Raw genomic sequence first — 16,060 nt, 5'->3', positions numbered from 1 at the left:
AGTTGATCCGCGTCGGCGCTTACCTCGGGGAGCGGCGGGGACTGTTCAGGCCGTGAATGGTTGAACAACACCGCCAGCCGCAGTAGGCGTGCCAGTTTGGCGCTTTGTGCCTGCTGGTTGTTAGGCAGTGCCTGCCACTCCTTGAGCGGAAATTTACGCCGGTGGGCGCGGACCAGAAACGCCAGCAGCTGCTGCTCGGGGCGCGAAAAGCCGGCCAGGTCCGAATGTTCAAGCAGGTAGGCGCCATGGCGGTGAAATTGGCTGTGGGAAATCGCCAGGCCAATTTCATGCACGTGACTCGCCCAGCGCAAGTAACGCCTGAGCGAGTCGCTCAGCGACCAGTCATGGCGCAGGGCATCAAACAGTCGACTGGCTGTATCCGCGACGTTGTCCGCTTGTCGACTATCCACGTCATAGGTGCGCTTGAGCACGTCGAGGCTTTTCGAGCGGGTGTCTTCGGCACTATTGCGCCCCGCCATGTCGTACAGCACCCCTTCCCGGAGGGCCCCATCGGCAAAGCGCATCTGTTCAAGGTCAAAGGCTTCGAAAACAGCGCTCAGAATGGCTATCCCGGCAGGAAACACCTTGGCGCGGTCGGATTTCAAACCGTCGAGCTCGACCTTGTCGAGGCGTTTGCACTTGATGAGCCGTTCGCGCAGTTTTTTCAAGCCGCCGCGGGTAATCAGACCCTCCTGGGTGGTGTCGCCGTAGGCGAAGAGCACGCTGGCCGCTGCCTTGATGGTACCGCTGGAACCCACCGGGTCGTCCCAGCCCAGGCGCTGGTAGGGGCGCTGAATATTGGCCAGCTCCGAGAGCGCGGCCAGCTCCGCACGGCGCATGCGCTTTTCGCTGAGCTCGCCTTCGGGGAAAAAGCGCCGCGAAAAGGTCACGCAGCCCATGCGCAGACTTTCCAGCGCTCTGGGCTCGAAGGCCTCGCCAATGATGAACTCGGTGGACCCGCCGCCGATATCGACAATCAAGCGGCGACCGTTTTCCGCCAGGGCATGGGCGGCGCCCAGGTAGATCAGGCGAGCCTCTTCGCGACCGGCAATAATCTCGATGGGATGGCCAAGCTGGGCCTCGGCGCGTTCGATGAAGGCCTGGCTGTTATGCGCATCGCGCAGCGCGTTGGTGCCCACGATCCGCAGATTTTGTTGAGTGATACCGGTAAGGAACGGCGCAAAGCGTCCCAAACAATCCAGCGCCCGTTGAATGGCGGCTTCGCTGAGCTGGCCTTCCTCATCCAAACCGGCGGCAAGCTGGACCTTTTCGCCGAGGCGTGCCACGACTTGAAGGCGCTCATTCTGGTAGTTGGCCACCAGCAAATGAAAGCTGTTCGACCCCATGTCGATGGCCGCTAAACGTTGGGGTGCCCCGTTTTCGGCCGCTGCGTCAGCGGCGTCAGTGGGGAGCGAAATGTCCTTGGGCATGAGCTATCCTTCGTGTTGACTGACCCAAGGTTGCGGGGGGCTTTATTTATTGTCAATTGCCAAAAGCTTGCGTTTGACGCGGGGGTTGACTAACATCGAGCTACTGGCTTGATACGACCGGATTTACCCATATATAACCCAGGTCGCCCCAGGCATTATTCAGCGCTGTAATTGGCGCGACTGCGCGGTGAAGTTTTTGACTATCGCGCCCGATGATGTCGGCCAGATGTCCAAGTCGTCAGATAGCCCGCTGGTCCAGCCGTTCCTGTGCTGACCAGACTTATCAGCACTAGCACCCTCGAACTGAGTCACCATTAATCATGTGGTTAATAAGTCTCAGCCTAGCCCCTTTATTCGAGTGAGTGCCTTCCCGGGGTCTGAACGCATCACACGGCGCCTAGCCATATAACCAAGCGCTACGCCTCCTGTCCTATTTCGGCGCTTAGCGCCCAGCTTTCATGAGCAACTTTCTAATCACACCGATGAATCTCACTGAACTCAAGCAAAAAACCGTTCCCGAGCTGCTCGATATCGCCCGTGAAATGGGTATCGATAACTTGGCCCGTTCGCGCAAGCAGGACATCATCTTCGCCATCCTCAAGAAGCATGCCAAAAGCGGTGAGGATATTTACGGCGATGGGGTGCTGGAAATTCTTCAGGATGGCTTTGGCTTTTTGCGCAGCGCCGACAGCTCTTATCTCGCCGGGCCGGACGATATCTATGTCTCGCCCTCACAAATCCGTCGCTTTAACCTGCGTAAGGGCGACTCCATCTCGGGCAAGATCCGGCCGCCCAAAGAGGGCGAGCGTTACTTTGCGCTGCTCAAGGTCAGCCAGATCAACTTTGACCGCCCGGAAAACGCCAAGCACAAGATTCTCTTCGAGAACCTGACGCCGCTGTTTCCGGACGATCGCCTGCGCATGGAAATCGGTAACGGTTCCACCGAGGATCTGACCTCGCGGATCATCGACCTGACCGCGCCGATCGGCAAAGGTCAGCGTGGCCTGCTGGTGTCACCGCCCAAAGCGGGCAAGACGCTGATGTTGCAGAACATCGCCACCTCGATCACGCGCAACAACCCCGAGTGCCATCTGATCGTGCTGCTGATCGATGAGCGCCCCGAGGAAGTGACCGAGATGTCGCGCACCGTGCGTGGCGAAGTGGTGGCGTCGACCTTCGACGAGCCACCCGCCCGCCACGTCCAGGTGGCCGAGATGGTCATCGAGAAAGCCAAGCGGCTGGTCGAGCACAAGAAGGACGTGGTGATTCTGCTCGACTCCATCACCCGCCTGGCGCGTGCTTACAACACCGTGGTGCCAAGCTCGGGTAAAGTGCTGACCGGCGGCGTGGATGCCCACGCGCTCGAGAAGCCCAAACGCTTCTTCGGTGCGGCGCGTAATATCGAAGAGGGCGGCAGCCTGACGATTATTGCCACCGCCCTGGTAGACACCGGTTCTAAAATGGACGAAGTCATCTTCGAGGAGTTCAAGGGTACCGGTAACATGGAAGCGCACCTGGACCGTAAGCTGGCGGAAAAACGCGTCTTCCCGGCGATCAATATTCGTCGCAGCGGCACGCGACGTGAAGACCTGCTGGCCTCTGAGGAAGAGATGCAGCGCATGTGGATATTGCGCAAGCTGTTGAATCCCATGGAGGACACCGCCGCCACCGAATTCCTGATTGACCGCTTGAAAGATACCAAGACCAATCTGGAGTTTTTTGACGCGATGAAGCGCCGCTAGGGTTTCCTTAAACAGACCCAGCGGCCAGATGGCCAGCCAGGGAGTGTGCATTGAAGTACCATGATTTGCGCGAGTTCATCACGGCCCTTGAGGCCCAAGGCGAACTGAAGCGAATTACCGCTGAAGTCGATCCCTATCTGGAAATTACCGAAATCTGCGACCGCACTCTGCGTGCCGGTGGCCCGGCGTTGCTGTTCGAAAACGTCAAGGGCCACGACATGCCGCTGCTGGGCAACCTGTTCGGCACGCCCAAGCGGGTAGCGCTGGGCATGGGGCAGGAGTCGGTCGAGGCGCTGCGCGAAGTCGGCAAGCTGCTGGCCTTCTTGAAAGAGCCTGATCCGCCCAAGGGCCTCAAGGATGCCTGGAGCAAGCTGCCCATCTTCAAGCAGGTGCTCAGCATGGGGCCCAAGCAGGTCAAGCGTGCGCCGGTGCAGGAGATCGTGTTCGAAGGGGATGAGGTCGATCTTGGGCGTCTGCCCATTCAACACTGCTGGCCTGGCGACGCAGCGCCGCTGGTCACCTGGCCGCTGGTGATCACCCAGGGGCCGCACAAAAAGCGCCAGAACCTGGGGATCTACCGCCAGCAGAAAATTGCCAGAAATCGCCTGATCATGCGCTGGCTATCCCATCGCGGCGGGGCGCTGGACTTTCAGGAATTTCAAAAGGCGCATCCGGGCGAGCCGTTCCCTGTGGCGGTCGCCCTCGGCGCCGACCCGGCGACCATCCTGGGCGCGGTGACCCCGGTGCCCGATACGCTCTCCGAGTATGCCTTCGCCGGCTTGCTGCGCGGTTCGCGTACCGAGCTTGTTAAGTGTGGTCACGCCGAACTGGACGTGCCCGCCTCGGCGGAAATTATCCTCGAAGGCTTTATCTACCCCGACGATATGGCGCCCGAAGGTCCCTACGGCGACCACACCGGGTATTACAACGAGGTCGATCACTTCCCGGTGTTTACCGTGACGCGCATGACCATGCGCCGTGACGCGATCTATCATTCGACCTACACCGGTCGGCCACCGGACGAGCCCGCCATTCTGGGCGTGGCGCTCAACGAAGTGTTCGTGCCCATTCTGCACAAGCAATTTCCTGAAATTATCGACTTCTACCTGCCGCCGGAAGGCTGTTCCTACCGCATGGCCGTCGTGACCATGAAGAAGCAGTACCCCGGCCACGCCAAGCGCGTGATGATGGGGGTATGGAGCTTTTTGCGCCAGTTCATGTACACCAAGTTCGTCATCGTCCTGGATGACGATGTGGACGCACGCAATTGGGAAGATGTCATGTGGGCCATCACCACGCGTATGGACCCGGCCCGTGATACCGTCATGGTGGAAAACACCCCGATCGATTATCTCGATTTTGCGTCTCCCGTGTCGGGGCTCGGGTCGAAGATGGGCCTGGATGCCACCAACAAATGGCCGGGTGAAACCGATCGCGAGTGGGGCACACCGATTGTGATGGACGAAGATATCAAGGCCCGGGTCGATGCGCGCTGGGAAAGCCTGGGTATCGATATTCCCTTGCCGTCCCCACGCAAAGGCAGCGGTGCTTAAGCCAGTATCCCGACTGATTTTTAACCAAAGAGGCTTTCATGAGTGCAAGGATGTTGACTTGCCAGGTCACAGCCGTCGAGGACCTCAATCCCGACGTATTCGGTGTCACCCTCGAAGGGCGCGCCGAAGCCATGCAGCACGCGCCAGGACAATACTTAGAGCTCAAGCTCGATGAGTCGACCTGGGTGCCCTTTTCGATCGCCAGTGCCGAGCGCGGCGACGGTATCCTTGAGCTGCACATTCAGCACTGGCCTGAGCGTGAAAACTCGGCGCGCCTGCGGGAGCTTCTTCAGGTCGCCAATCAGCTCACCGTGCGGCTGCCTGGTGGCGACTGCGTTCTGGATACCCAAAGCACGCGCCCGCTGTGGTTGATTGCGGCGGGTACCGGCTTCGCGCAAATGAAGGCAATCATTGAAGCCTCGCTGACCCATCAGCCTGAACGGCGGATTTCGCTGTGGTGGGCGGTGCGTGAGCATCGCGATCTTTATGCCGAAGTGCTGGCCTGCGACTGGGCGCAGCGTTATCCCAATGTCGACTTTCAGGCCGTCACCGAATTTCCGCTGACGGAGCCGATGGCAGCCGGCGAGCGTATCAGCCATCATCAGGGGCGCATTGACCTGGCGCTTGAACAGGCCGCCATGACGCCCAGCGAATGGGACGTCTACATTTCCGGCTCACCCGGTATGGTTTACGCCTGCATGGACGTGCTGGAGCGCAAGGGACTCGCTGAGGATCGCGTGTTCTCGGATGTGTTTTCCTACGCACCGCGCAACCAATAGTCCTTGGTGACCCGTTGCTATTCGCGGCGCATGCAGGCAAGATAAGTTCAGAGATTGCAACGTTCGGCCCGTATTCGGCCAATATTTCCACCGGGACGCTTTATGTCATTATCACGCACTAACTCAACGGCTGACCGTCTGCCAGGAATGGCAGGTGGAAGCTGCGTGCAAAGCGTCTTTGGCTATGGCTATTGGTTTAGCAACGGTGTGCCGATGGCCGACGCCTAACGTCGCGCCTGCAGGCACACCCCAAGGGTTGCCTGCCGAATGCAAAGAAGCCCCGGCTGGTAACCCCGCCGGGGCTTCTTGCGTTTCGAGCGTTCTTCCCTGTTCACAGGTATTGCATTAAGGAGCTGACCCATGACCTATCGCGCTTTTTTCCACCCCATGGCTAACCGCTATCCCGGCTACCGCTATGGCTGGCGATTTAGCGACGCGCGGTCGGTGACAGCTGCCACCTCCGACTGTGCCTTAGCAGGTGGCGCGCTGGATACACGATGTCATGGTCGATGTCAGACCCCTACGGAGAGTTAACCCGATGAATGCCACTGCAAGCTCGATGCTCACTACTGCCGCTACCTCTACTGCCATAAGCGAGCCTGCCGCGATGCTGCCGACACCCCTCGAATTACGTCGCGACCTGCCGCTGGATGGCGCCCTTGACGAACAAGTTGCCGAGCAGCGCCGCGCCGTGCAGCGCATCCTCGCCGGTCAGGACAACCGGCTGCTGGTGGTGGTTGGCCCCTGCTCGGTGCACGACCCCGCTGCCGCGCTCGAATATGCTGACCGTCTGGCCGCCTTGAGTGACGAGGTAAGCGATTACCTCCTGCCGGTGATGCGGGTTTACGTCGAAAAACCGCGTACCACCGTTGGCTGGAAAGGGCTGGCTTACGACCCCCATCTGGATGGCCGTGGCGACATGGCGCACGGCCTGGCGCTTTCCCGTGAGCTGATGCAGGGCGTAGCACGGCGTGGCTTACCGGTCGCGACGGAGCTGCTCCAGCCCATGCTGGCGCCCTATCTGCAGGATGCTCTCAGTTGGGTTGCCATCGGCGCGCGGACCACTGAATCGCAGCTGCACCGTGAGCTTGCCAGCGATCTGGCGGCGGCAGTCGGCTTCAAGAACGCCACGAGCGGGGATGTCCAGGTAGCGATCGACGCCATGCAGGCGGCAGCCCATTCGCATCAGCGGTTTGCCCTGGACGACGCGGGCCGTCCGGTCATGCAGCAAACGGCAGGCAACCCGCATACCCATGTGGTGCTGCGTGGCGGCCATGGCGAACCCAATTACCAGGCCCACCATGTACGCAAGGCCGTCAACACACTGCGTGAAGCGGGGCAGAACCCACGGTTGATGGTCGACTGCAGCCACGCCAATGCGCGCAAGGACCACCGTCGCCAAAGCGAAGTCATGCTTGATGTACTCGCCCAGCGCCAAGCGGGTGAGGCCAATCTGGTCGCGCTCATGCTGGAAAGTCATCTATTTGAAGGCAAGCAGCCGTTAAAGCCCGGTGCCATGCGCTATGGTGTATCGGTTACCGACGCCTGTGTGGGTTGGGAAACCACCGAGCACCTGCTGAAAACCGCCGCGGAGCGGTTGGCATAGCGACCTGACACTATGACTTGTTTGCCCTGGCCAGCCCCGTATCATGGGAGAATGTCACTCTTTTCCCGTTTGTGAGGTTGGCCATGGTGTTTACCCTAGAGCCCTACGATTCCCATACCTATCGCCGTAAGGCGCGTATGATCACCTTCATCATGGTTGGGCAACTGCTGATTTTTGGCCTGCTGTTTGCCATGCTGCTGACCACCACCTTTGGCCCCAGCCTATGGCTGAACGTGTTAGGCGGCATACTGGGACTGCTGGCCACCAGCGCCATGTTTGCGGCGCTGCGCGACCGGCCGTGGATGCAGGAAGTGGGCTATGTATGGCAGCTCAAGCAACACCTGTCGCGGATCAACAGCCATCTGCCGGCCCTGCGTCAGGCGATGCAGGAAGATAACCGCACGGCGCTGGACATCCTGGCGTTTTACCATCAAGGGTTGGCGCAACTGGCTGAGTTCAATGGTCGTACGCCCAGTGATAACGATGAACGCCAGCGGGTCGAGGAGCGGCGCGAAGCGCTTGCCCTGCCGCTCCAGGTCGAGCAGTTTGATCCTCAAGATTTACATGCCTTTAAACGCGGCTAATTTATCTATTCCTCACTTCAGGAGCGTATCGTCATGATGACACCGTCACGGTTTTTTGTATTAGGTTGTGCTTTTGTAGCGATCAGCGGTTGCGCTGCGATGGAGTCGCCTTCAAGTGCCGAGAGGGCCAAAGGCGATACCGGTTTGGATGCCAAAGCCCCTTTATTCCCCTCGGCCCTGTTTTCCGGTCAGGCCGAACAGTTCGAAGCCTGGCATTGTCGCCCGGCGAACCAGCATTTAGTCACGGCGGTCGATGGTGACGTCCTACGGCTCTGGTCGTTGCACGGGGCCTGGCGCTTGCCGCAAGCGATTGTCGCCAGTGGTGCCCGCTACCAGGATGGCGAGATCAGCTTCTGGAACCGTGGTGAACAGGCGCTGGTCGAAACCCCCCGCGGTCAACTCAAGTGTGAGCTGGCCGCCCGGCGTGAGGCTTCCACCCGAGAGGAGCACCCCGGTGTCATGTTCCGTGGCCAGGGCAACGAGCCTGGCTGGACGGTAGAACTTGCCCATGACGCCCCCGAACTGACGCTATCGACCGACTACGGCGAAAACGTTGAAACGCTGCCCTATATGGTCAGCGTGATGGATAACGACGCTGGGCGTGTGGTGTTGGAAAATGCTGATGCCGATGACTTTTTCCGGGTACGTATCGAAGCCGGGGCCTGCTTCGACGGCATGAGCGGCCATCCTTTCCCGGCGCGGGTCACGCTCACCATCGACGGCGAGCAGTACAGTGGGTGTGGTCAGGGCATCGCGCCGTCAGCCTAAGGGTTGGTGGGTGACGCGCAAGGCAGCGCAAGAGGGTCGGGCTGCCATTTGGGCATGACAAAGGCAGTGGCACAGAGCGCATTGCGGTCGCCCGCTGCGCGTGCTGCCAGGCGCGATAGCGTGGTGAGTGCTACGTCCCGCTCGCTGCCAATCTCCACGCTTGCGGCGAGCGGCCGCCAGGCGTTGTCCTGGCGGGTGGCAAGGGTGAAGTTGAACGGATGGTACCCAGGAAACCCCAATCGTATATCAGTGGCCAGCAAAGTGAGTTGCCCGTCGATGAGGCGCATCTCGTAGCGCAAAAACGGCCCGGCGAACCACGCCAAGCGTTGCCCAGCCCGGCTATCAAGCGCAATGTCTTCCAAGGCTGCGCCCCGGCGCAACGGTTCAAGTGTCGGGGGCGCGTCGCGATCAAAAGGACTCACCAGGCTTTCATGATAGCGGTCACCGTCAACCACGGTGGCCCGCCACAGCAGAATATTGAACGGTGTCGGCTGGACCAGAATCGGTGCGTCCTCAAGCCCCTGATCGGCGAGTACAGGTGCCAGCCGGTGTTCAACGGTCAGCTTTGCGCTGAAGGCCAGTAGCAGGTAGACGCAGGAGACGCCCAGGCCCCAGGCACACCAGCGCCTGACGCGACGGGTGAAAAGAGCGATGATCAGGCAGGCCAGCAAAGGCAGCGAGTAAAAGGGGTCGATGATGAAGATAATCGGCCAGGCCACCGGCGGCGACTCAAGCGGCCAAAAAAGCTGGGTGCCGTAGGTGGTCAAGGCATCCAGAAGCGGGTGCGTGATCAGGGTCAGGCCGAAGAAAGCGGCCCATAGGCCGAGCGGTATATCCCTGGCGGGTGCCAACCGAGCACTGAGAAGCGTCAGCAAACCGGCCAGGCCCGTGAGCACAAACAGTGAATGGCTGAAGCCTCGGTGCTCGGTCACATTGGAGACGGCATCGCCATAGTCGATAGCGATATCAAGGTCTGGCAAGGTGCCCAGCAGTGCGCCGATAAGGACTGCTTTACGCCCAAGGCGTTGCCCTAAAACAGCGCCCCCTAGGGCAGCACCCAATGCTGCCTGGGTAACTGAATCCACTGACGTCTCCCCGGGGCCAGCCCCGCGTTGATGCACAAGGGTTTTAATGATACATGATTGTCACTAAGATATTATCTCGTAAAGCAACTGTCCAATAAATTGGCTGTTGACGGTGCCGCCGTGTGGATATTACCGGCCGCATAAATGTCACTGGAATGCTAAGCTGGGCGCATCAGCAACGCCAGCGGGGCGGATACGTTGCCCCGATTTTCGTTTTAGGACGCAACAAGGAGAGATGGCATGCAATACCTACATACGATGGTACGCGTTAGTGATCTGGACGCATCGCTGCACTTTTACTGTGAACTGCTGGGTCTCAAGGAAGTTCGTCGTAAAGAAAACGATAAAGGCCGTTTTACGCTGGTGTTTCTCGCCGCGCCGGAGGATGAAGCGCGCTCCTCACGCCTCACCGCGCCGGAACTCGAGCTGACTTACAACTGGGATCCCGAAGAATATACCGGCGGTCGCAACTTTGGTCACCTGGCCTACCGGGTGGACGATATCTATGCGCTTTGTCAAAAGCTCCAGGATAACGGGGTGACCATCAATCGCCCGCCCCGTGATGGCCACATGGCGTTCGTCAAGTCGCCGGATGGCATCTCGGTTGAGCTGTTGCAAAAAGGCGAGGCGCTGGCGCCGCAAGAGCCCTGGGCCTCCATGGAAAATACCGGCAGCTGGTAATCGTGCGATAAGGAAAGGTCACCATGACGATCAAAAACTGGCGGTTACTGCCATGGCTTGCTTCGGTAACGCTATTGCTGAGCGCCTGTAGCAGTGCGCCGGGGCCAAGTTCCGCGCCGGGTCCGGAACCAGGCGGAGACTCGCTGTCGGGGCCGGTCGTCGGGCAGCGCTGGAACCTGTTGCTGGTTGGCACCAATGAGCGGTTGTCGATGCCTGACACCCCGTTCTTTGAAATTAGCCGAGACGGTAGCGTGCGCGGCCACGATGGCTGCAATCGCTTTACCGGTGAAGCCACACTGGGTGACAACCAGCGTATCGAGTTCAGCGAGCTGGCCACCACCCGCATGGCGTGCCCCCAGATGGGCGATGCACAGAAGGTGACCGATATGCTGGAGACCGCGTATCGTTACCTGATCGACCATGACCGGCTGGTATTTTTCGGGCCGGACAGCCGGGTACTGGGCGGCTGGCGGGAATCGAACTGATGGCGTCAGTCAGCCCTCAAAAGGCGGATTGAAGCGGGCGATAAAGCGCGCATCAATCCGCTTTTTCCATTGCCATACCCACCTGCCGGAAAAACCCATGGCACCGCGGCTGGCAATGGCGCGGCTACCACCGGTGCCGATCAGTGCCAGTACGCGTTTGGGGGGCTGCCAGGCCGACAACGCTGCTCCGCGGCACGCCGCACGCAGGTTATCTGCCAGGTGCGGTCCCATACGTACCGCATAAACCCCTGCATTGGGTAAGGGTGGGTCAAAGGCGGTGCAGTCACCAGCCGCAAAGATGTTCGGCTGGCCGACCACTGCCAGGGTATTTTCCACCTGAATGAACCCCTGCGCATCCAGTGGCAGTGAAGTATCAGAAAGCCAGCGGTGGCCGACAGCCCCGGTGGCCCAGAGCACGATATCCGCCTCGATGTGGTTGCCCGCCCGGGTCAATATGCCTCCGCCAACCAGTGCCTCCCCGCGAACGCGGGGGTGGGCCTTGATGCCTGCCCTGGCTAATGCCCGTTGAAGCAGCCAGCGTGGCAGGCGTCCGGCCTCGGGGAGCAGCTTTGGCGATGCGCTGAGCAGGTGCCCCTGCCAGTCAATGTCCGGGCGCTGATGGCGTAGCTGCGCCATCACGCTCATCAAGGTTTCGCAGCCCGCCGCACCGCCGCCTACACCTACCACCCGCTGGCTCGCGCCGTGGGGCAGCTGTTCGACGTCATCGCGCAATGCCTGCCAGCGCTGATGGAGTGAGCTGAGCGGGCGCATGGCCAGTAGGTGTGGAGGGTTATCACCCTGCTGCGCAGGCAGCGCCAGGGTCGAGCCGACATTCAGCGAAGCCACATCAAAGTGAATCGTATCGCCGTTGGCCAGGGTGACCTGACGCGCCGATGTGTCCAACGTCACCGCAGGAGAGTCGATAAAACGTGCCCCAGCTCGCTGGCAAAGTGCTGCCACGTCGATCTGTGTCTCGCGCAGTGTACATTCGCCTGCCAACCAGGCCGGTACGCTGCCGGAATAGGCCGCCAGCGGGCTGTCGCTGACCACGGTGATGGCGAGCGCCGCCTCTGGCTGTTTGGCAAAGGCTTCCAGCACGAAGGCGTGGGCATGGCCCGCACCGATCAATAAAAGATGCTGCATGCCAATGGCCCTCAAAACGCGAGTGTACTGAAACGATAGGTTGTCTTAACAGATCATAACCTGATTTTTACCTGCTGTTTTAGCAAGATACATGCCCTTATCCACTCGCTCCAATAATTGCCGCGGGCTCTCGTCCGCTCGAATGGTCGTAAGCCCTGCACTGATGGTGACGGCGTCGGGAATAGAAAACGGGTGTTGTTCGATATGTCGGCAGAGTCGTTCGGCGATATAAACCCCTTCTTCTAGTGTCGCGTCAGCAATGACCACGATAAACTCTTCGCCACCCCATCGTCCCAGGTGGTCGTTGCTGCGCAACACTTGGGTCGCTAAACGCGGGAGCTCACGAAGTATGTCGTCCCCGGTGGGATGACCATAGGTATCGTTGATACGTTTGAAGTCATCAATATCAAACATCAAAATCGCACAGGTCGCCTTGGAAGCACACAATTCTTCAATAACGGACTCGGTATAGTAGCGATTCCAGCATCGGGTGAGCAGGTCGGTGTGTGCAAGGCTTTCCAGTCGCTGATTGGTTTTTCGCAGCTGGCGGTTGACGTGTACGACGTCCAGGGCCGTAATCGCAACGGCCAAGTCATCGGCGAGCTCCAGCACCATGGAGGCTTCAATCGGCAGCCAGAAACTGAACTGGGCGATAGAGGCAGCGTCGGCAGGCGCCACCATGGCTTGCTGTCGGAAAATCAACAGCCAACCCAGGTGGTGACTGGCCAGGATCAGAGGCGCCGCAAGCCCGCCCTGGCAATCGCCGTCTAATTCGACCGTGCTGTCCTGACTGGTTGCCGCATCCATGTGACCCAACTGCTGAAAAATCTGCTGGCGATCCGGGCATTCTCCGAAATGATAAAGCTCGCCCTTGTGGACCAGGGCGATACCCTTTGCTTGAAAGATGTCACACCAGCCGTGACCATGATGCTGTAAGAAATCGGCAAGGGAGGTTAGCCGTTTTATGTCGCGAGACAGTAGACGGCGGCGCGCTTTGAGGCCAAGCTGACGCTCGGCCATGTGTTCTGCCTTCAGCAGGTGCAACCGCTGCGCGGCGATATCGATCAGGACGGTTACCCACTGCAAGGCGTCTTCGGGCAGGGCAGTTGGGAGCCCTATGTAACCCCACACGCCATGCTGGCCTTTTAATTCATAATGGTGATAGTTGGACGTCCGTAATTCATCCAGTGAGCGAAAGGTAAGCAGCTGCCGGTAAGACGGTATGGCACTGGCGGCAGGGTAGCAGTAGGTCAGGCGAAGCTCGCCTGATTCCAATCGTCGATAAAGCGCGATGGGCTGGTGGTCCGCCAGCTCGTGGAGCGTTTTAGCGAGTCGCTCAAAAAGCTCCTTGGGCGTTTTCGATGAGCTGATGAGGCCTAGTGCGAGACACAGGTCATCGAATTTACTGGCTGGTTTATTGGCTGGTGTAGAAGGTACGCCACTCATCCTGAATGACTCCTAAAGCACGGTGCCTCCCTAACCGCCAGGACGTGCCTTGGTATGGGTGAAACGCGATGGGTTGAAATTGAAGTAACGATTCAAACAAAAGGTTAACCATTATTCAACTTTTATTGAATAATCGCTTCACATTGGCGGCATGAATGAAAAACAGATGTTCGCCGAGCGATTAAAAAACGCCATGAAAACAGCCGGGTACGATGTGCGCTCCTCTGTGCTGGAGCGTGAGTTCAACCTGCGCTACTGGGGAAAGCCGATTACGTATCAGGCGGTCAGGCGCTGGCTGCGTGGCGATTCCATTCCCAGCCAGGAAAAACTGCAGGTATTGGCGCACTGGCTGGCAATCGATCCTCACCAATTACGCTACGGTGACGGAGGGCAACTCGCTGTCAAGGAGCCGTTGGCGGTTTGGGGGACATCCCCCAGCAGCGAGGAGCGCCAGCTATTGGCGCTATACCGTAGCCTGCCTATCGAGCAACGTAAGTTGGTGCACGAAGTGATGGAAACCTTCGCGAAAGCCTATGCAACAAAAGAGCGCCCGGATAACTAGGCATGATCCCAAGAGACGACTCCAGGAGGAATTGCCGCTATGAGTCACCGCGCCGCCAGTTGAAGTAGCGCTTCAACAACCTGAGCACCCGTTCGGGTTTGTGGGCGTTTTTCCACACGCCCGCCGTTGCCTTGGCGGCTTCGCCCAGGGTCGGGTAAGGATGGATGGTGCCCAGCAGCTTGTTGAGGCCGAGGCCGTGTTTCATGGCGAGGGTGAATTCACCCAGCCATTCGCCGGCATTTTCCGCCACGATGGTCGCGCCGAGAATCTTGTCTCTGCCCGGCACGGTGAGCACCTTGATAAAGCCCTGTGTTGCGTCTTCGGCAATCGCCCGGTCGCTTTCCGCCATGGCGTAGCGGGTTACCTCGTAGGCAATGCCCTTGTCGATGGCCTCTTTCTCGTTGAGGCCGACCCGGGCGACTTCAGGCTGGACGTAGGTGACCGCGGGCATGAAGCGATAATCCACGGCAAAGCTTTTCAACTCGCCAAACAGCGCGTTTACCGCCGCGTGCCAGGCCTGGTGGGCGGCAGCGTGGGTCAGTTGGTAGGGCCCGGCGAGGTCGCCGCAGGCCCAGATGTTGGGCAGCCGGGTTTGCAGTCGCTCGTTAAGTTCCAGCGTGTCAGTGGGTGAAGGGGATATCCCCAGTGCCTCAAGGCCCAGCCCTTCGATATTGGCCTGGCGGCCGACACTCACCAGCAAGTAGTCAAAGGCCAGTACCGAGCGCTCCCCCTGATGCTCCACAGCCAACTGATAGCCTGCCCCGTCGCTGAGAACTTCCAGTGCCTTGGTGTCGGTCATCACCGTCACCCCTTCGCTGGCCAGGGTGTTCTCGATGGCCTCGCCGACCTCCTGGTCCTCCCGGCCCAGCAACTGGGGCATGCCTTCCACCAGCGTGACCTGGCTGCCCAGGCGGGCGAAGCTCTGGCTAAGCTCGCAGCCGATGGCGCCGCCGCCGAGGACGACCAGGCGCTCGGGCAGCTCTGTCAGCGACCATAGGTTTTCAGAAGTGAGTACGGGCGCGTGCTCGATGCCCGGTAGCGACGGCACCTTGGGGCGGGCGCCGGTGGCCAGCACGATATGGCGGGCGGTGAGGGTTTTACCGCCGACTTGAACTTCCCAGGGCGACGTCAGGGTGGCGTGGTCCTGATACACCTCAACGCCCAGGTTGGTGTAGCGCTCGACGCTGTCGTGGGGCTCGATATCGCGAATCGCCTGATGCACATGCCCCATGACCTTGGCGAAATCAATCTGCGGTTCGCTTGACGTCACGCCAAAGCGTGGTGCGGTGCGAATCTCGTGGGCGGCGCGGGCGGCCCGAATCAGTGCCTTGGACGGTACGCAGCCAGTATTCAGGCAGTCGCCACCCATCTTGTGTTTTTCAACCAATGCCACCCTGGCGTTGACGGCGCTGGCGATATAGCTGGTCACCAGCCCGGCCGAGCCGCCGCCAATGACGACGATGTCGTAGTCAAAGCGCGCTGGCCGGGTGAAGTCTTTATAGGCTTTGCGCTTTTGCACCAGCAACACAATGCGCCGTGCGATCCAGGGGAAAATCGCCAGTAGCGCAAAGGACGCCACAAGCGTCGGTGAAACAATCCCGCCGAGGCTTTCAAGCTCGCCCAGCTGCCCGCCGGCATTGACGTAAATGGCGGTACCGGGAAGCATGGCGACCTGGCTCACCCAATAAAACGTCACGGTCTTGATGCGTGTCAGGCCCATCACCAGGTTGATCATGAAGAAGGGAAATGCCGGGACTAGACGCATGGTGAACAGATAGAGGGCGCCGTCGCGTTCGACACCGCGATTGACGGCAGCAAACTGGCGTGGAAAGCGTTTCTCAATCGGTTTTTGAAACAGAAAACGCGATAGTAAAAAGGCCAGCGTAGCGCCTATTGTGCTGGCAAAGGAAATGATCAATAACCCCCAGCCCAGGCCAAACAGTGTGCCGCCAAGCAGCGTCAGCAGCGCAGCCCCAGGCAGCGACAGCGCGGTCATCACCACATACACGGCAAAAAAGATCCCCGCTACCTGCCAGGGGGATTGATTGAACGCCGCCTGAAAGTCGCTTTGGTAGGCTTTGAGGGTATCGAGGGTGAACCACTGGTGGGCACCGCTCAGAAAGAAAGCCCCGATGGCCACGATCAGTAAGGTTGCCATCAGTATGCGTTGTCGGGTCACGGTCATCTCCAGGGAAA

Annotated in this window: 15 protein-coding genes; 10 read left to right on the top strand and 5 right to left on the bottom strand. The window is 59.6% G+C overall.

Features of this window, described 5'->3' with window-relative positions:
- A partial coding sequence (gene ppx, locus ADS46_RS17015) for an exopolyphosphatase (protein ID WP_066322027.1) occupies nucleotides 1–1,430 on the bottom strand: 1,430 nt, incomplete at its 3' end.
- A 482-nt stretch (nucleotides 1,431–1,912) separates the two neighbouring features.
- On the opposite strand from ppx, the gene rho reads away from it, so the two are divergent.
- The 7 genes from rho (at nucleotide 1,913) to ADS46_RS16985 (ending at nucleotide 8,462) form a co-directional block, all read left to right on the top strand.
- Nucleotides 1,913–3,172, top strand: a complete 1,260-nt coding sequence (gene rho / locus ADS46_RS17010; protein ID WP_066322024.1) for a transcription termination factor Rho — start codon at nucleotides 1,913–1,915, stop codon at nucleotides 3,170–3,172.
- Nucleotides 3,173–3,222: 50 nt separating this feature from the next.
- On the top strand, nucleotides 3,223–4,725 hold the full coding sequence (gene ubiD, locus ADS46_RS17005; protein WP_066322020.1) for a 4-hydroxy-3-polyprenylbenzoate decarboxylase: 1,503 nt from the start codon (nucleotides 3,223–3,225) through the stop codon (nucleotides 4,723–4,725).
- 38 nt (nucleotides 4,726–4,763) lie between these two features.
- Nucleotides 4,764–5,504 (top strand): FAD-binding oxidoreductase, encoded by a 741-nt coding sequence (locus ADS46_RS17000; protein ID WP_066322018.1) that lies wholly within the window; start codon nucleotides 4,764–4,766, stop codon nucleotides 5,502–5,504.
- Nucleotides 5,505–5,606: 102 nt separating this feature from the next.
- Nucleotides 5,607–5,732 (top strand): hypothetical protein, encoded by a 126-nt coding sequence (locus ADS46_RS19110; protein WP_267886964.1) that lies wholly within the window; start codon nucleotides 5,607–5,609, stop codon nucleotides 5,730–5,732.
- Between the two features lie 310 nt (nucleotides 5,733–6,042).
- Nucleotides 6,043–7,110, top strand: coding sequence for a 3-deoxy-7-phosphoheptulonate synthase (locus ADS46_RS16995; RefSeq protein WP_066322016.1), 1,068 nt, complete (start codon nucleotides 6,043–6,045; stop codon nucleotides 7,108–7,110).
- Between the two features lie 83 nt (nucleotides 7,111–7,193).
- Nucleotides 7,194–7,694: a DUF3087 family protein gene (locus ADS46_RS16990; protein WP_066322014.1), complete on the top strand. Its 501-nt coding sequence runs from the start codon at nucleotides 7,194–7,196 to the stop codon at nucleotides 7,692–7,694.
- Between the two features lie 33 nt (nucleotides 7,695–7,727).
- The gene (locus ADS46_RS16985; RefSeq protein WP_066322012.1) at nucleotides 7,728–8,462 is read left to right on the top strand and encodes an MliC family protein; all 735 of its coding nucleotides are present in this window, start codon (nucleotides 7,728–7,730) and stop codon (nucleotides 8,460–8,462) included.
- On the opposite strand, the gene ADS46_RS16980 is transcribed toward ADS46_RS16985, so the two are convergent.
- Nucleotides 8,459–9,547 (bottom strand): metal-dependent hydrolase, encoded by a 1,089-nt coding sequence (locus tag ADS46_RS16980; RefSeq protein WP_066322010.1) that lies wholly within the window; start codon nucleotides 9,545–9,547, stop codon nucleotides 8,459–8,461. The genes ADS46_RS16985 and ADS46_RS16980 overlap by 4 nt on opposite strands.
- Before the next feature lie 240 nt (nucleotides 9,548–9,787).
- Between ADS46_RS16980 and gloA the strand changes: the two genes are divergently transcribed.
- A complete protein-coding gene (gloA, locus tag ADS46_RS16975) occupies nucleotides 9,788–10,228 on the top strand; it encodes a lactoylglutathione lyase (RefSeq protein WP_066322007.1) in 441 nt (146 codons plus the stop codon).
- Nucleotides 10,229–10,251: 23 nt separating this feature from the next.
- Nucleotides 10,252–10,713 (top strand): META domain-containing protein, encoded by a 462-nt coding sequence (locus ADS46_RS16970; protein ID WP_066322005.1) that lies wholly within the window; start codon nucleotides 10,252–10,254, stop codon nucleotides 10,711–10,713.
- Nucleotides 10,714–10,722: 9 nt separating this feature from the next.
- On the opposite strand, the gene ADS46_RS16965 is transcribed toward ADS46_RS16970, so the two are convergent.
- Nucleotides 10,723–11,856, bottom strand: a complete 1,134-nt coding sequence (locus ADS46_RS16965) for an FAD-dependent oxidoreductase (RefSeq protein ID WP_066322003.1) — start codon at nucleotides 11,854–11,856, stop codon at nucleotides 10,723–10,725.
- 45 nt (nucleotides 11,857–11,901) lie between these two features.
- A complete protein-coding gene (locus ADS46_RS16960) occupies nucleotides 11,902–13,302 on the bottom strand; it encodes a GGDEF domain-containing protein (protein ID WP_066322000.1) in 1,401 nt (466 codons plus the stop codon).
- 166 nt (nucleotides 13,303–13,468) lie between these two features.
- Here ADS46_RS16960 and ADS46_RS16955 point away from each other — a divergent pair, with 166 nt between their 5' ends.
- Entirely contained in the window at nucleotides 13,469–13,864 is a 396-nt protein-coding gene (locus tag ADS46_RS16955; RefSeq protein ID WP_234346871.1) for a transcriptional regulator, read from the top strand.
- A 37-nt stretch (nucleotides 13,865–13,901) separates the two neighbouring features.
- Here the strand turns inward: ADS46_RS16955 and ADS46_RS16950 are convergent, their stop codons facing one another.
- A complete protein-coding gene (locus ADS46_RS16950) occupies nucleotides 13,902–16,043 on the bottom strand; it encodes an FAD-dependent oxidoreductase (protein WP_066322047.1) in 2,142 nt (713 codons plus the stop codon).
- Between the last annotated feature and the right edge of the window lie 17 nt (nucleotides 16,044–16,060).

It is taken from the genome of Halomonas sp. G11 (assembly GCF_001663515.1).
GTDB lineage: Bacteria > Pseudomonadota > Gammaproteobacteria > Pseudomonadales > Halomonadaceae > Vreelandella.
This window is presented reverse-complemented; position numbering and strand designations above follow the sequence as displayed.

Coding starts and splice junctions, on each gene's coding strand:
- ADS46_RS16985 (WP_066322012.1), top strand. CDS start 7,728: ATGATGACACCGTCACGGTTTTTTGTATTAGGTTGTGCTTTTGTAGCG.
- ADS46_RS16960 (WP_066322000.1), bottom strand. CDS start 13,302: ATGAGTGGCGTACCTTCTACACCAGCCAATAAACCAGCCAGTAAATTC.
- ADS46_RS19110 (WP_267886964.1), top strand. CDS start 5,607: ATGTCATTATCACGCACTAACTCAACGGCTGACCGTCTGCCAGGAATG.
- ADS46_RS16995 (WP_066322016.1), top strand. CDS start 6,043: ATGAATGCCACTGCAAGCTCGATGCTCACTACTGCCGCTACCTCTACT.
- ADS46_RS16970 (WP_066322005.1), top strand. CDS start 10,252: ATGACGATCAAAAACTGGCGGTTACTGCCATGGCTTGCTTCGGTAACG.
- ADS46_RS16955 (WP_234346871.1), top strand. CDS start 13,469: ATGTTCGCCGAGCGATTAAAAAACGCCATGAAAACAGCCGGGTACGAT.
- rho (WP_066322024.1), top strand. CDS start 1,913: ATGAATCTCACTGAACTCAAGCAAAAAACCGTTCCCGAGCTGCTCGAT.
- ADS46_RS16965 (WP_066322003.1), bottom strand. CDS start 11,856: ATGCAGCATCTTTTATTGATCGGTGCGGGCCATGCCCACGCCTTCGTG.
- ADS46_RS17000 (WP_066322018.1), top strand. CDS start 4,764: ATGAGTGCAAGGATGTTGACTTGCCAGGTCACAGCCGTCGAGGACCTC.
- ADS46_RS16990 (WP_066322014.1), top strand. CDS start 7,194: ATGGTGTTTACCCTAGAGCCCTACGATTCCCATACCTATCGCCGTAAG.
- gloA (WP_066322007.1), top strand. CDS start 9,788: ATGCAATACCTACATACGATGGTACGCGTTAGTGATCTGGACGCATCG.